We start from the raw sequence: 14,461 nt of genomic DNA, 5'->3' as shown, positions 1-14,461 counted from the left end.
AAAAATTATTATATTCAGTTGAATGAATAGATTTTTGGAAAAAATATTTGGATACAGGGGATTAAAGATTTTAATACCTTTGTTGGATTTAGCCATCGTATATGGTTCGATAATTTGGTCTTTCTACATTTTTAAAGATAGCCTTGACAACTTCTCCGAAAACTGGTTTTCGTTTGTTGCTATCTGGCCGTATATTGGTATTTGCTATCTAATCTTAAGCCATATATTTGAATTAGATAAACCAAAGGATTTTTCTTTTTTGGGTATAGGGTACACCGTATTTCTGGTTATAGTCTCTCTACTGTTTTGCACAATGGCTATAAGCTTCTTGGCCAGAGAATTTGCATTCCCCCGAAGTATTCTTCTTACTGCCTATGCCATGCAGATTGCAGCAATCACGTTCTGGCACTTTTTTGCCAATAGAATGCACTTTCGCTTAAATAAAGGGAAATCGGTACTCGTTATTGGCTATGAGAAGTCGCAACCTCTGGCATACAAATTATTGGAGGCAAAAGGAATATGGTCTAACTTGAAACATGTTTGTTCTCCCGACCATCTTAATTTATATAACTATATCAACGAATGTGATATAACGTTCATTACCGAAGATGTTTCCGAAGAGCAGAAACAGCATATTATTTTATATTGCATAGAACGTAACCGGACGGTATTATATCAGCCTAAAAATTCGGAGATACTCCAATTTAATGCGAACTTCCTGCAAATAGATGATTCGCCGGTTTTAGATGTGAGAGAGTTAGGACTGGGACAGAGTAATGAGCTTTTTAAACGACTGACGGATGTCTTCTTAGGAATTTTGGGGCTGATTGTTTTATCTATTCCATTCATATTTGTCTATTTGGCTTTAAAAATAGGCGGAGGATCGGCATTTTATGCACAAGAACGCATAACGCGAGACAACAAAGTTTTCAAGATATATAAATTTAGGACAATGGTCGAAAATGCAGAAGCTGCCTCGGGCCCTGTATTAGCTCAAGATGTTGACTGCAGAATAACTAAACTGGGCCACTTCTTGCGTGCTACCAGATTGGACGAAATACCTCAGATTTACAATATACTCATAGGGGATATGAGCATAGTAGGCCCACGTCCTGAACGTCCATTCTTTGTAGAACAGTTCTGTGCCGAGATGCCTGAATATAACTTGCGTCATAGGGTTAAAGCAGGTCTTACAGGTTTGGCACAAGTACAAGGTAAATATAATACATCGGTAAGGGATAAATTAAAATACGACTTGCTGTATATTAACGGCTATTCGTATGCTTTAGACATTAAACTGATCATGCAAACACTGAATATACTCCTTAGAAAAAGCAGTACCGAAGGTGTAAAATCTGTCAGTGAGATTGAAAAGGATGTTGAAGAATTGACTCGCCGTTAATTTATATATCCGGAGAGGAGAGTAGAACCAATTAATAAAATAAGAATTTATAAACCATATTGACTTATGAATAATTTTCAAGATTTGGTAACAAATCGTCGGAGTATTCGTAAATTTACAGATGAACCATTGAAACCTCAGCAAGTAGAGACTATTCTCAAAGCTGGGCTAAAGTCACCTTCATCAAAGAGTAAAAATCCTTGGCAGTTTCTATTAGTTGAAGATAAAGAAATGCTAAGGAAGCTGTCGCTATGCAAAAAATCGGGAAGTAAACCGATAGAAGGTTGTGCCTTAGCTATTATAGTTATGGCTGATCCATTAACAAGCGACGTGTGGATAGAAGATGCGTCTATTGCTTCCATTATGATGCAGTTACAAGCGGAAGATTTGGGATTGGGAAGTTGTTGGATACAAATCAGAGAGCGATATACAGAGGAGGAGGAAGCTTCTAATGACTATATCAAGAGCTTATTTAATATCCCGATACAGCTGCAAGTTCTTTCTGTTATAATATTTGGAAATAAAGCACAAGAGCGCTCCCCTATAGACGATGAAAAATTACAATGGGAAAAAGTACATATCGGAAATTTTAATATAAATCAAATAATAGAATAGCTACTTATGACAACTAATAGCAAGTCAAACGACCGTTTGTCGTATGGGATAACCATACTTATCTTCGGTATTTTATTTATGCTGGACAAGTTAGATGTATTAAGTAAAATCCCTTATGCTGACAGACTAATAGGAGTAGGTTCTTTTTTGCTTATAGCAGGAATTGTGTTCTTATTCACTCAGCCTAAGAGAGTTTTAGGTTGGATATTCCTAGGTATAGGAGTACTGCTTAATGCTGATACGTTCTTTGGTTGGATGCATAATTATTCTAATCTTATTGTTCCGGGGTTATTGATTGTTGCCGGAGTGGCAATGGTATTGAGTGCCAAAAAGAAGAACTAATGAAAGTAGTATTGATAGGAGCAGGCAATGTTGCAACACAATTTGCAAAAGAGCTGTACAGCAAATCTTTTGATATTGTACAAGTCTATAGCCGAACATTAGCTTCTGCCTCCGCTTTAGCCAAGGAAGTGGATGCTGCACCTATTACAGATATATCATTAGCGGTCTGCGATGCTGACTTATATATATTTTCGGTAAAAGATTCTGTTTTAGAAGAATTGATTGCTAATCTTCCGTCAAATAATGGCTTATGGGTACATACAGCCGGTAGCATGTCTATAAATGTCTTTAAAGGATATACTTCTCGATATGGAGTACTGTATCCGTTTCAAACATTTAGTAAAGATAGAAAAGTTGACTGGGCGGACATTCCAATATTTCTGGAGGCTTCGGATGATCATGCATTGGAACAACTAAAAAGCATAGTATCGCAGTTGTCAACCAAAATAGTAGAATTATCGACAGAAGAACGAAAGTATCTTCACCTTACAGGAGTATTTGCTTGCAACTTTACGAATCATATGTACACCTTATCGAAACAAGTTCTAGCAAAAATAAACTTGCCGTTCGATATCGCCTTGCCGTTGATTGACGAAACTGCATCGAAGGTACATTCTTTATCTCCCGAAGAAGCCCAAACAGGTCCGGCTGTACGCTTCGATGAGAATGTAATGGAGAAGCACCTGTCGCTGATTGATGATGATAAAATAAAACAAATTTATAAACTGATGAGTGAAAGTATTCATCGGTTTGGTAAAAAAGATATATAATGAGTACAATAAATTACGATTTGAAGAAAATAAAAGCATTTATATTTGATGTTGATGGTGTTTTATCTCCTGATTCAATACCTTTGTCTTCAGATGGGTCACCGGTAAGGATGGTAAATATAAAAGATGGATATGCTATCAACCTTGCAGTAAAAGCCGGCTATAGTGTGGCCATTATCACAGGAGCTGATACAGATAATATCCGTCTTCGCTTCAACAGGTTGGGAGTTAATGATATTTACCTCAAATCGAAAGTTAAGATAAATGACCTCAACGACTATATGGAAAAAACAGGCTATAAAGCCGAAGAGATAATATATGCAGGCGACGACTTGCCAGACTATCAGGTAATGCAGGCTGTAGGTTTGGCTGTAGCCCCGGCAAATGCTGCGCCTGAGATAAAAAGTGTAGCCCAATATATTTCGCATAAAAATGGCGGAGATGGTGTTGCCCGTGATGTCATAGAGCAAGTGATGAAAGCACAAGGCAAATGGATGACACCCGAAATGCTAAGTTCGACAGCCGTATTCTAAAAACATAAAAAATAAAAATGCATAAATCAGGATTTGTAAATATAGTAGGCAACCCCAATGTAGGTAAATCAACGTTGATGAACCTGTTGGTAGGTGAAAAAGTATCAATTATTACTTCTAAAGCTCAGACCACTCGTCATCGTATTTTAGGAATAGTGAATACCGATGAATATCAGATTGTTTATTCTGATACTCCGGGTGTTTTGCGTCCCAATTACAAGTTGCAGGAGTCGATGCTTAACTTCTCGGAATCTGCATTAAGTGATGCTGATGTCTTACTATATATGACTGATGTTGTCGAAAAAATAGACAAAAACGAAGAGTTTCTAAAGAAAGTACAAGGCGTAGAAGCTCCTGTTTTGCTTTTGATTAATAAAATAGATCAAACAAATCAGAAAGAATTGGAAGCTTTGGTCTTGCGGTGGAAAGAACTACTTCCGAATGCGGAAATATATCCGATTTCGGCATTGAACAAGTTTAATGCAGATGTGGTCAAGAAACGGGTTATAGACCTTATTCCAGAATCACCACCCTATTTTGAGAAAGATGCATTAACCGATCGTCCTGCCCGATTCTTTGTAACAGAGATTATTCGTGAGAAAATTCTTCTTTATTACCAAAAGGAAATTCCATATTCGGTAGAAGTCGTTGTTGAAGAGTTTAAAGAAGAAAAAGATATAATAAACATAAGAGCTCTTATCATTGTAGAGCGTGACACACAAAAAGGAATTGTTATCGGACATCAAGGTGCAGCCTTGAAGAAACTCGGTACAATGGCACGGAAAGATATTGAGCGATTTTTTGATAAAAAAGTATTCTTGCAAATATTCGTCAAGGTAGAAAAAGATTGGCGAAGCAGGGATAACATACTTCGCCAATTCGGATATCGTTTAGATTGATATATTATTTTTCCTCTATCGTAAATCCTACAGTTTTCAGGTCATTCCAATAATTTGGATATGACTTAGTAACTACATTCGGATGAGCCATATTGATATGCTCCGTTTTTATTGCTGCCGGAGCAAAAGCCATCGCCATGCGATGATCTTCGTATGTACGGATAACAGCTTCTGCTTCTGGCTCGCATCTTTCACCATTCCATTCGAGAATACTGTTTTGACTGTCATAAATAAGATATCCCAGCTTTTTCATTTCAGCCTTTAATGCTTCTATGCGGTCTGTTTCTTTTATCTTTAGGCTTTGTAATCCTGTAAACATAAAAGGAATATTCATCATACAACAAGTTACCACAAAGGTTTGTGCCAAATCGGGCTCATTCACAAAATTATGAAACATCTTTTTTGTTATTCTGTCCGACTTAGTTAATATAACACCGTTTTCAGTGAATTCGGTATTAACACCTAAGTCCAAAAACAACTCGGATACTTTAGAGTCTCCTTGCATACTTTCTTTGAACAATCCTTTCAGTTCTATATGCGCGCTATCTGTTAACGCAGCCATTTCGTACCAATATGAAGCAGCAGACCAATCAGACTCTACTACATAATGAGTCGGTCTGTATTCTTGTGGATGAATACGAATTATTTTATCTTCCCAGTGTGCTTTTACTCCAAACTGAGACATCATTCCCAATGTCATTTTTATATACGGGATGGATATAATATCTCCTTCTAAATGGATTGTCAACCCTTTACTCATTGTAGGGGCAATCATCAGAAGTGCCGATATAAACTGAGAACTGACATCTCCCGACAAATATATGTCACCACCATCCAGTGCCGTACCCTTTATTTTTAGGGGAGGATATCCAATATTCGCAATATATGAAATGCGGGCTCCCAATGAGGTCAGGGCTTCTACAAGAATATTAATAGGACGTTCCTGCATACGCTCTGTACCTGTTATTATCCATTCTCCGGGTGTTATAGCTAACAATGCTGTAAGGAAACGCATAGATGTGCCAGCAGCCTTTACATCAATCAGGCTGCTGCCTGAACGGAAGGCTTCTATCATAACTTGCGTATCATCACAGTCGGAAAGATTTTCCAGGGTTGAAGCATTTAAACTTAGACCGTTCAGAATAAGAGCTCTGTTGCTTATGCTTTTAGATGCAGGCAGTGCTATTGTTGAATTTATGGCCTTTGGAGCCATTATTTTATATTGCATGATATAATTATTTATCTATACGAAATTAAAGTAAAAACCCATAAAGATCAAATTTTTAAACATGGATTAAGCATTTTCTACGAATAAAAATATTTTGATTTTTATGAGCTTTTACAATCTATATATTTTATCAGAATGTTATCATCCTGTGTTTCGCATTCCGGCGGCAATACCCGATATTGTGATCATCAGTGCCAGTTCCAGTTCGGGAGAATGCTCACTGTCTTGTCTCGAACGATGAAGCAATTCTACCTGCAACAGATTCAGCGGATTGGTATATATATTTCGCATTGCAATATTCTCTGCTATATCGGGTAGGCTCTCCATCAAGTATTCATCCTGAGATATTCTCAATGTAGATTTTATTGCACCCTCTAACTGTGCCCTAAGCTTTTTCCCTAAATCTTGCAACCTGTCTTCCACTAACCGTTCGTCATAATATGCCGATATACGGGGGTCTGCTTTGGCAAATACCATTTCCAACATATTAATCCTTGTTCCGAAGAAAGGCCAATCTTTGTACATGGTTTTTAATATCTCGACATTCCCTTCATCTATAACTTGCTGAAGAGCCTCTCCTGCCCCAAGCCATGCCGGAAGCATTAACCTGTTTTGTGTCCATCCAAATATCCAAGGAATGGCACGCAAACTTTCAACGCCACCATTGGGACGACGTTTTGCAGGTCGCGAACCTAATGGCAAACGAGCAAGCTCGGCCTCAGGGGTTGCCTGATAAAAATACGGTATAAAATCAGGATTTCTGTGTACTGTATCTTGATATATAGTACAAGAAATATCGGACATCTTATTCATAAGGTCTCTCCACTCCTGTTTTGGTGCAGGTGGCGGAAGTAAGTTAGCCTCTAAGATTGCATCAGTATATAAAGCCAGCGTTTTTATAGCCAGATCGGGTATACCTAATTTGAAGCGGATCATTTCGCCCTGTTCTGTTACACGCAAACCACCCTTTAATGAGCCCGGAGGCTGAGAGAAAAGAGCAACTTTGGCAGGTCCTCCTCCACGTCCGACAGTACCACCACGTCCATGGAATAAGGTCAAGCATACTCCCGCTTCTTGACAGCTTTTGATCAATGCTTCTTGTGCACTGTATTGCGCCCATCCGGCAGCAATAGATCCTGCGTCTTTGGCTGAGTCAGAGTAACCGATCATTATCATTTGTTTGCTTTTGATAACACCTCTGTACCAACTAATATTAAACAATTGCTGCATAATACCATTGGCATTATTGAGGTCATTCAGTGTTTCAAACAATGGTGTTACGGGTAATATATAAGGACACTCAGCTTCTTTCAACAACAAATAAACCGCCAATATATCGGACGGAGTACGTGTCATCGATATAATGTAGGTAGGTATTACCCCTTCAGGAGTCTCTGCAATAACTTTACATGTTTGCAGCACTTCTTTCGTTTGAGGACTTGGCTCCCAATTTTTTGGAACCAAAGGACGTTTAGAATTCAGCTCTCTGATAAGAAAAGCTTGCTTCTCATCTTCCGACCATGTTTCATAATCTCCTAATCCTAAATAACGGGTAATCTCTGAAATTGTCTCAGTATGAATTGTACTTTCCTGACGAACATCTATTTGTACAAGAGTAAGCCCAAAACATTTAACCCTGCGCATGGTATCCAATAGCTTATCATCGGCTATAATATCCATCTTACAAGCCACTAACGACTTATAAGATTCATGCAAAGGTTCCCATAATTGCTCATTATAGTAGAGAATATCCTCTGTAAGTTCAGGATTTTTACCTGCTATACGGGCATCAAGGTAAGCTATAGTATTACGAAGCTGTGTACGCAACTTTTTCATTAGCTCACGATACGGCTCTTGTACTTCATAGTTTCCTATGTAGTTTCTGAATTCGAGCGTACAAGTTGCCATTGATAGTTCTTTCACCAGTATTTCTATATCTGATAAGAAGAGAGTTGCAGCACGGCGGCGGCTATCAAGTAGTACATCATGTGTAACTTTTGCTGTCACATTCGGATTCCCGTCACGGTCACCGCCCATCCATGATGAAAAATGTATAGGACGTGCATCGATCGGAATACGATATGCGAGTGTATTTCTTATTTGCTCGTCCAGTTCACGGATGTAAGCAGGTACAGCAGCCCAAAGGCTATTCTCTACTACATCGTATCCCCATTTTGCTTCTTCGTTGGGGGTCGGACGATTCTGACGAATTTCATCTGTATACCAATATTGAGCGATCAGTTGCTTGAGTCTGCGCAATATTTGTACTTTCTGATGTTCGATCAAATCATCATGATCCAGTAGCTTGAGGCATTGATCTACTTGGTTCAGATTATTGATCAACGAGCGTCTATTTATTTCTGTAGGGTGAGCTGTTAAAACCAAATCGATAGATATATCTTCTATTGCTTTGATTATATCGCTATCGCTATAGTTAGCGGCTTTAAGTTTTTCATATACTGCAGAAAAATTCACCGGGTTCTCAGCCCCTTGTGCGTGGGGAGAGATACTATTATATTGTTCTGCCGTATTTGTGAGGTTAAGAAACTGGTTGAAAGAACGTGCTACAGGCAAGAACTCCTCATCCCTAAGATTTTGCAATGTCTTAACCAACGATTTATGTGCTTCAATGTCACCCGAGTGTGATGCTTTAGATAGCCTGCGGATTGTTTCTATGAGGTCGACCATATCTTGCCCTTTCGCCTCATTGATCGTTTTTCCGAGCAAGTGGCCAAGCATCTTGATATTGTCGTGCATCAAGGATTGTTGCATATTGTTCATAGGTTTATTCTAATTATTAGTTGTATTTTTCTCCGTTATAATATTTAACGCCATACATTATCAAAAGTTTAAGTAAGCGTTGAGTAGTCAGGCAAATTTTATCGAAGAAAGAGACGAGCTAATACTTAACTCATCTCTACTCCACTTAATCATTATTTATCATTGTAAACAACTCTTCTGCTGCCAATTGAGGTCCATCCTTAGTATGCCCGTCAATAGCAAGCGAGGTGTATATCTCTCCTATTTTTACACCGTTGTTATTCATATCATTAAAGAATTCTTTGATCAGCTTGCCTGCAAGCTTCTTTTCTTGTACAGGACCAAAAGGATTGGCAAAATAAGATGTAACCAAACCATTTTCAGTCGTAGTTCCTTTTGCTTTGCGAGCTCCGGCTTCGAATATTTTAATCGCTTCGTCGAGATTATCAAAAAACTCAATCTTCTGCGCAGATTCAGTATAGTTATTCGCATACAAGATATAATCTACTTTATATCCTTTAGAGATAACATCGTATGTTGCGGCAGGAATCGTAATGCGAGCATTTATTTTGTCAGGATTAGAATAGATACCTCTCTCTAACTGCTGGAACGCATACATAGGGTCAAGGTCATCGATACGGACAAATGCTCCGATTTCGGTTCCATACCCCTTAATCGTACCATCTTCTTCTTTTTTGAGGTAACCCATATCATCAAATACGATACGCATATGACGTATATATTTCTCGTTAAGCGTACGGAAAGCTTCCAAACTTTCAGATTTTCCGGCACCACTGTCTCCTATAATAACGATATTGGCTTCTGTACCATTCTTGAGTAATATGTTTACCATAGCTCCGTGTAGCGGCAATCGCCCTTGCTCCATTTGCTTCACGTTATGAAGTGTAAGAAGCATTTTTTTCATATAGCCAAAATAGTCGATATCGTCGCAATGATTAGCGTAACCGATAAGAATATCATTTTTCTTATCCTTATAGTAGAAAGTACGTTTCTCTTCTATTCCATCAGGATATCCGAACACGTATATTATATCCGGTTTTTTACCGATATATTCACTGGCTTTAGCTAGTTCAAAAAGATTGGATAATGCAAATCCGTGAACCATATAGTCCTTGTGGAAATAAACAAAGGTCAGCATATTCCCTACTTTAGCAGGAAATAAGAACCAGTCATCTTCATTCAGAATAATATTTTCTACCGGATTTGTTGTATGTTCTTGAAAAATGCCGTCGCGTGTATTTCTTTTTGTATATGAAATAAACGGAGGCTTAAACATAACAGAAGTAATGAACGGAATAGAAGTCAACCCATTGTATTCTATTGGGCAATTCCAAGTAATGTCACTAAGAGTTAACCCTGCATTTGCACCTGCCGTAAGCTGGCGATATACAAGATGCTGATACCCCATTACGGTTTCCTGGATGCGGCGATAAATGGAAAGTACCAACTCATTGAACAATTCGTTGGCATGCAAAAAACGCACACTTTGCAACCCGCTGCTGATGGAATTGTTATGCACTATAGTATAACGTTCCATTCTACGCCAGAAGCCATAGAGAAGCTCTATAAGTTCTATAAATAAATCTTTATCGTTGAAGAAGATAGCATACTTATTATGTACATTTTGCACCTCATCGGGATTACATACAGTAAGTAGCTTAAATGCTTCTATCAATGTTTTTTGAAATTCTTCGTCAGTCTTGAATTCTTTGATATAATAATCGTAGATAATGACATCATTCTTTTTCAATCTTTGTATAAAAGCTTCAATAACCCGATGAAAACCGTAACTATTTAATATTTTTTGCCTCGTGTCGCAAAACTTAAGAGTGAAGTTGATAATCGCCTTTCCTTCGCCTAAAGTAAACTCTTGTAACATGTTTAATTTTATTTATTATAGTTATTATTTCTATCCGGTTCGATATCGATTTGCAATCTCCTATCTCCATTTGTGACAGGAGATTGCAAACTTCAATACTTGATTTGAAAACATTCAAATTGCGTTGTTTTCCAACATCAAATTTAAGGAAACTTACCTATACAATTAAACGAATTAAAGACTAAATTTATAATAAATTGTAAATTAAAAATAAGTTTTTGCTATTACCTTGTATTGGTGTTGCTTATAAATACTTTATTTTTTGTCTTTTATGAATTTAGGATTAACATCAAAGGCAAAAAAGTAAGTATTTGTTTCGCTTAAACACTTAGGACAAAGGCAGTCACTATAGTTATCTTTTATATAATCGCGTACCCCTGAAACTAAAGAAACTCTACGGCAGCTACACAATTCTACGCGGTCTTCTCTACAGCTGAAAGCGGCCGAACATCTTTGACATATCTTTTTCATTGTTGTAAGTTTTTATTGTTATTGAATATATAATAAGATCAGGAGAAGGTTTATTTAAAATATACAATCTCATTTGCAGATACCGAAATATAACATTGCAAGAGATGATAGTATAAATACTTCAACCAAAATCATTTTTTTATAATCAGAGAAAAATCTCTTGAGCTTTCTATCTTTTTTCGCGAAAGATGAAATTTATTTTTTGGCAGGTCTTCTGACTTACTTCCGTTTTATACGACCTTCCCGTTTATGAAAAACAGTGGCTTTGAGGATTTGTATAAACGTTTAGCGAAGCTTACAGCAGCGCGACTGTTCAGGATTTACACCTGATTCCCTTTTCATTATATATCCAAGACTTCGAATATATAACACCAATATGGTAACAAAGATATAGAATTATAAATAAGAACAAATATAAATAAGAAAGTTTTTGATGGTATAATGAATTACTATTTCATAAGAGTGTGTTCTGCAAGGAATAAGTTTCGAACTATAATTTGTGCTCTAATCTTCTAAATCCCAATCATCAAAGAAAGAGTAATCTTCTGTAAACTGATCCAATTCACGACGATCTTTTTTTGTTGGTCGCCCTGTTCCTCTAGCTCTATCTACAAAACCGCTCACCTTAGACATTTCTAATATTTCAAGTTGAGATGCAGATGTCACATCTTTCATAAATTCGGGCACAAGCTTGGCTCCCATTCTGTTTTCCGAAAGGTTGAGGACTTCAAAGGAATAAGTAACCGGAGGACGTCGCACTTCTATCACATCACCTACCTTAATTGATCGAGAGGGTTTTATAGTAACTCCTTTGATCGAGATACGTCCTTTTTTACATGCTTCTATTGCTATAGAACGAGTTTTGAAAAGACGAACAGCCCACAGCCATTTGTCTATACGTACTTCGTTTTTAGGTTCTTTCATAATAAAATCAGAATTTTGCCAATATGTCCGCAAACAAGACCGGCTTCACATCATTTATCAAAGTTATATATTAGATACAAAAGATATTCGTTTCTAACTTCTTTGGTTTTATTTATTATTGTATTGGTTCATGGTATTGTTGATACCTGCCAGACAAAAGCTTTTGATTATTTCGCCACAGGTCTCCAGTTTCACAGGAAGCTCTTTTTCCTCTTCGTCACTGAAATTATCGAGCACATAGCCAACTTGACCACCCCGAGAAAATTCGTTACCTATACCAAACCGTAAGCGGGCATAATCTTGTGTTCCTAGTACAGATTGTATATTACCCAGTCCGTTATGTCCGGCACTACTGCCTTTTCCTTTGAGGCGTAAAGAACCAAAAGGCAAAGCAAGATCATCTACAACTACCAAAAGATTCTCAATCGGTATCTTTTCTTGGTTTAGCCAATAACGAACAGCATTTCCGCTAAGATTCATAAAAGTAGATGGCTTTAGCAGAATAAGAGTACGTCCTTTGACCTTTAGTTCAGACACAAAGCCATAACGCCTGTCAGCAAAAACAATATTGGACGCTTTAGCTAAAGCGTCCAATACTCTGAATCCTATATTGTGGCGGGTATATTCGTATTCTCTACCAATATTACCGAGGCCGGCAATCAAGTATTTCATTCAATATATCCTATTATTAGCCGTTTTTAGCAGCAAGACCTCTTGCAGCACGAGTCAATTGAACGCGACAAACAACGGCATTTTTAGCATTTAACAGTTCAAGTCCTTCGAAGTGTAGTTCACCTACCTGGATAGATTTTCCAAGAGCAAGGCTTGTTACGTCAACGTGTACTTTCTCAGGGATCTTATCGTAAAGAGCTTTTACTTTAATCTTACGCAAGTCAAGCGAAAGTTTACCCCCTGCTTTTACACCTTCTGCAAGTCCGTCCAAAATAACAGGAACGTCCATTACAATTGGTTTGCCTTCAAATACATGAAGGAAGTCAAGGTGCAAGATAGCATCTGTTACCGGGTGTACCTGTACATCTTTCAATATAGCTTTATAGCTGTCTTTTCCTATTGTTAGGTTTACAAGGAAAATCTCAGGAGTATAAACAAGTTTGCGAACATCGCTGTTTGTAACAGTAAAAGCAATTGCTTCAGTTTGATCTCCACCATAAATTACAGCAGGGATTTTGTCTTCTTTGCGAAATGCTTTTGTCGCTTTTTTGCCAAGATCTGTTCTGGCTTCTCCTTTTAATTCAAACGTTTTCATCTTTTAATTTTAAATTGTGTTACTCAAATTAAGGATTGCTTCCTTATTCCCATCACACGTACGGGCTTATAAAAGCGGTGCAAAGATAAATATTTTACATCTTTTTTCCTAATGTTTATGAAAGTAATATTTTGTAGAAGACTACAATATGCAAATATTAAATGGAAAGAGCCCATTGAAAGTAACCTATCAGGCATATCACTATTGAGATAAAGACGAAAAGAGGCTGTACGCAACGAACAGCCTCTTCACAATATCATAGAAAAAAATTTATCCCTTCAAATAATTTACAATCCAGTCGCCTACTTGCGATGTAGAATAAGCTTTTCCTTCTTTCGATGCAATATCCTCAGTTACTACACCTGCATCCATAGATGCATTAACAGCATCACGAATCAGTTTACCTTCTTCTTTCAGTTCGAATGCATATTCGAACATCATTGCTGCCGAAAGAATAGTGGCTAATGGATTTGCGATATTTTTGCCTGCTGCCTGAGGATACGAACCATGTATCGGTTCAAACACAGATGTGTGAATACCAATAGATGCCGATGGCAACATACCTAACGATCCGGTAATCACAGAAGCCTCATCGGTAAGTATATCTCCAAACAAGTTTTCTGTAACAAGTACATCAAAACGCTTAGGCCATTGAATAATCTGCATAGCAGCATTGTCTACAAACATATATTCGGTTTCCACATCAGGATATTGTTTTTCAATTTCCTGAGCAACCTGCCTCCATAGACGAGAAGTAGCCAATACATTCGCTTTATCTACCACTGTCACTTTTTTGCGACGCATCTGAGCATATTTATATGAAAGATGAAGTATACGCTCTACTTCTTCACGAGTGTATACGCAAGTATCATAAGCAGTATCTCCGTCTTCGCTACGTCCTTGCGGGCGACCAAAATACATACCTCCCGTTAATTCACGCACACACATAAAATCAGCACCATCTACCAAATCGGAACGAAGGGGCGATTTATGTACTAGTGTAGGAAATGTACTTACAGGACGAAGGTTAGCATACAATCCCAACTTTTTGCGCATAGCCAAAAGTCCTTGTTCGGGACGTACTTTTGCTGAAGGGTTGTTGTCATATTTAGGATCTCCGATTGCACCAAACAGCACAGCATCAGAAGCCATACACAATTCATGCGTTCCATCAGGATATGGATTGCCTACCTGATCGATTGCCGAAGCTCCAACAATACCATATTCATAAGAAAGTTCGTGACCAAATTTTTCACAAACTACTTCTGTCACTCTCAATGCCTGTTCTATAATTTCAGGCCCTATTCCGTCTCCAGGGAGCACTGCAATGTTTAATTTCATCAATCGATA

Annotated in this window: 14 protein-coding genes and 1 riboswitch; of the genes, 6 read left to right on the top strand and 8 right to left on the bottom strand. The window is 37.8% G+C overall.

Going from position 1 to position 14,461, the window contains the following annotated elements; all coding sequences use genetic code 11:
- Positions 1–22: 22 nt before the first annotated feature.
- From PKC55_RS02320 to era, 6 genes are all read left to right on the top strand, one after another.
- Complete coding sequence (locus PKC55_RS02320; RefSeq protein WP_291125552.1) at positions 23–1,402, top strand: sugar transferase; 1,380 nt, start codon at positions 23–25, stop codon at positions 1,400–1,402.
- Between the two features lie 66 nt (positions 1,403–1,468).
- Positions 1,469–2,017 carry a nitroreductase family protein gene (locus PKC55_RS02315; protein ID WP_291125550.1) on the top strand — a complete coding sequence of 183 codons (549 nt, stop codon included), beginning with the start codon at positions 1,469–1,471 and terminating at the stop codon, positions 2,015–2,017.
- A 6-nt stretch (positions 2,018–2,023) separates the two neighbouring features.
- Positions 2,024–2,359: a LiaF transmembrane domain-containing protein gene (locus tag PKC55_RS02310; protein WP_291125548.1), complete on the top strand. Its 336-nt coding sequence runs from the start codon at positions 2,024–2,026 to the stop codon at positions 2,357–2,359.
- The gene (locus PKC55_RS02305) at positions 2,359–3,129 is read left to right on the top strand and encodes a Rossmann-like and DUF2520 domain-containing protein (protein WP_291125545.1); all 771 of its coding nucleotides are present in this window, start codon (positions 2,359–2,361) and stop codon (positions 3,127–3,129) included. Before PKC55_RS02310 ends, PKC55_RS02305 begins: the two co-directional genes overlap by 1 nt.
- Complete coding sequence (locus tag PKC55_RS02300) at positions 3,129–3,662, top strand: KdsC family phosphatase (protein ID WP_291125543.1); 534 nt, start codon at positions 3,129–3,131, stop codon at positions 3,660–3,662. The genes PKC55_RS02305 and PKC55_RS02300 overlap by 1 nt, the downstream gene beginning before the upstream one ends.
- A gap of 17 nt (positions 3,663–3,679) precedes the next feature.
- A complete protein-coding gene (gene era, locus PKC55_RS02295) occupies positions 3,680–4,561 on the top strand; it encodes a GTPase Era (RefSeq protein WP_324371676.1) in 882 nt (293 codons plus the stop codon).
- A gap of 4 nt (positions 4,562–4,565) precedes the next feature.
- On the opposite strand, the gene PKC55_RS02290 is transcribed toward era, so the two are convergent.
- The 8 genes from PKC55_RS02290 to leuB all read right to left on the bottom strand — a co-directional run bounded on the left by PKC55_RS02290 (position 4,566) and on the right by leuB (position 14,452).
- Positions 4,566–5,789 carry a 3-phosphoshikimate 1-carboxyvinyltransferase gene (locus tag PKC55_RS02290; RefSeq protein WP_291125538.1) on the bottom strand — a complete coding sequence of 408 codons (1,224 nt, stop codon included), beginning with the start codon at positions 5,787–5,789 and terminating at the stop codon, positions 4,566–4,568.
- Positions 5,790–5,930: 141 nt separating this feature from the next.
- On the bottom strand, positions 5,931–8,561 hold the full coding sequence (gene ppc, locus PKC55_RS02285) for a phosphoenolpyruvate carboxylase (protein WP_324371673.1): 2,631 nt from the start codon (positions 8,559–8,561) through the stop codon (positions 5,931–5,933).
- A 154-nt stretch (positions 8,562–8,715) separates the two neighbouring features.
- Positions 8,716–10,449 carry a phosphoenolpyruvate carboxykinase gene (locus PKC55_RS02280; RefSeq protein ID WP_324371671.1) on the bottom strand — a complete coding sequence of 578 codons (1,734 nt, stop codon included), beginning with the start codon at positions 10,447–10,449 and terminating at the stop codon, positions 8,716–8,718.
- Positions 10,450–10,704: 255 nt separating this feature from the next.
- Positions 10,705–10,920: a cysteine-rich CWC family protein gene (locus PKC55_RS02275; protein WP_135105086.1), complete on the bottom strand. Its 216-nt coding sequence runs from the start codon at positions 10,918–10,920 to the stop codon at positions 10,705–10,707.
- 187 nt (positions 10,921–11,107) lie between these two features.
- Positions 11,108–11,311: riboswitch (cobalamin riboswitch) on the bottom strand.
- 113 nt (positions 11,312–11,424) lie between these two features.
- Positions 11,425–11,844 (bottom strand): Hsp15 family ribosome-associated heat shock protein, encoded by a 420-nt coding sequence (hslR, locus tag PKC55_RS02270; protein ID WP_135105085.1) that lies wholly within the window; start codon positions 11,842–11,844, stop codon positions 11,425–11,427.
- 108 nt (positions 11,845–11,952) lie between these two features.
- Positions 11,953–12,516 (bottom strand): aminoacyl-tRNA hydrolase, encoded by a 564-nt coding sequence (gene pth, locus PKC55_RS02265; RefSeq protein WP_135105084.1) that lies wholly within the window; start codon positions 12,514–12,516, stop codon positions 11,953–11,955.
- 16 nt (positions 12,517–12,532) lie between these two features.
- On the bottom strand, positions 12,533–13,111 hold the full coding sequence (locus PKC55_RS02260) for a 50S ribosomal protein L25/general stress protein Ctc (RefSeq protein ID WP_135105083.1): 579 nt from the start codon (positions 13,109–13,111) through the stop codon (positions 12,533–12,535).
- A 270-nt stretch (positions 13,112–13,381) separates the two neighbouring features.
- Positions 13,382–14,452 (bottom strand): 3-isopropylmalate dehydrogenase, encoded by a 1,071-nt coding sequence (leuB, locus tag PKC55_RS02255; RefSeq protein ID WP_135105082.1) that lies wholly within the window; start codon positions 14,450–14,452, stop codon positions 13,382–13,384.
- Positions 14,453–14,461 lie beyond the last annotated feature (9 nt).

It is taken from the genome of Dysgonomonas sp. (genome assembly GCF_035323175.1).
Classification (GTDB): domain Bacteria; phylum Bacteroidota; class Bacteroidia; order Bacteroidales; family Dysgonomonadaceae; genus Dysgonomonas.
The sequence above is the reverse complement of the archived record's forward strand: the minus strand, read 5'-3'. Positions and strand labels throughout refer to the sequence as shown.

Excerpts from the sequence above, each read along its gene's own strand:
- PKC55_RS02260 (WP_135105083.1), bottom strand. The coding sequence starts at position 13,111 with ATGAAAACGTTTGAATTAAAAGGAGAAGCCAGAACAGATCTTGGCAAA.
- PKC55_RS02275 (WP_135105086.1), bottom strand. The coding sequence starts at position 10,920 with ATGAAAAAGATATGTCAAAGATGTTCGGCCGCTTTCAGCTGTAGAGAA.
- PKC55_RS02320 (WP_291125552.1), top strand. The coding sequence starts at position 23 with ATGAATAGATTTTTGGAAAAAATATTTGGATACAGGGGATTAAAGATT.
- pth (WP_135105084.1), bottom strand. The coding sequence starts at position 12,516 with ATGAAATACTTGATTGCCGGCCTCGGTAATATTGGTAGAGAATACGAA.
- PKC55_RS02305 (WP_291125545.1), top strand. The coding sequence starts at position 2,359 with ATGAAAGTAGTATTGATAGGAGCAGGCAATGTTGCAACACAATTTGCA.
- PKC55_RS02315 (WP_291125550.1), top strand. The coding sequence starts at position 1,469 with ATGAATAATTTTCAAGATTTGGTAACAAATCGTCGGAGTATTCGTAAA.
- leuB (WP_135105082.1), bottom strand. The coding sequence starts at position 14,452 with ATGAAATTAAACATTGCAGTGCTCCCTGGAGACGGAATAGGGCCTGAA.
- PKC55_RS02280 (WP_324371671.1), bottom strand. The coding sequence starts at position 10,449 with ATGTTACAAGAGTTTACTTTAGGCGAAGGAAAGGCGATTATCAACTTC.
- PKC55_RS02300 (WP_291125543.1), top strand. The coding sequence starts at position 3,129 with ATGAGTACAATAAATTACGATTTGAAGAAAATAAAAGCATTTATATTT.
- era (WP_324371676.1), top strand. The coding sequence starts at position 3,680 with ATGCATAAATCAGGATTTGTAAATATAGTAGGCAACCCCAATGTAGGT.
- hslR (WP_135105085.1), bottom strand. The coding sequence starts at position 11,844 with ATGAAAGAACCTAAAAACGAAGTACGTATAGACAAATGGCTGTGGGCT.
- ppc (WP_324371673.1), bottom strand. The coding sequence starts at position 8,561 with ATGCAACAATCCTTGATGCACGACAATATCAAGATGCTTGGCCACTTG.
- PKC55_RS02310 (WP_291125548.1), top strand. The coding sequence starts at position 2,024 with ATGACAACTAATAGCAAGTCAAACGACCGTTTGTCGTATGGGATAACC.
- PKC55_RS02290 (WP_291125538.1), bottom strand. The coding sequence starts at position 5,789 with ATGCAATATAAAATAATGGCTCCAAAGGCCATAAATTCAACAATAGCA.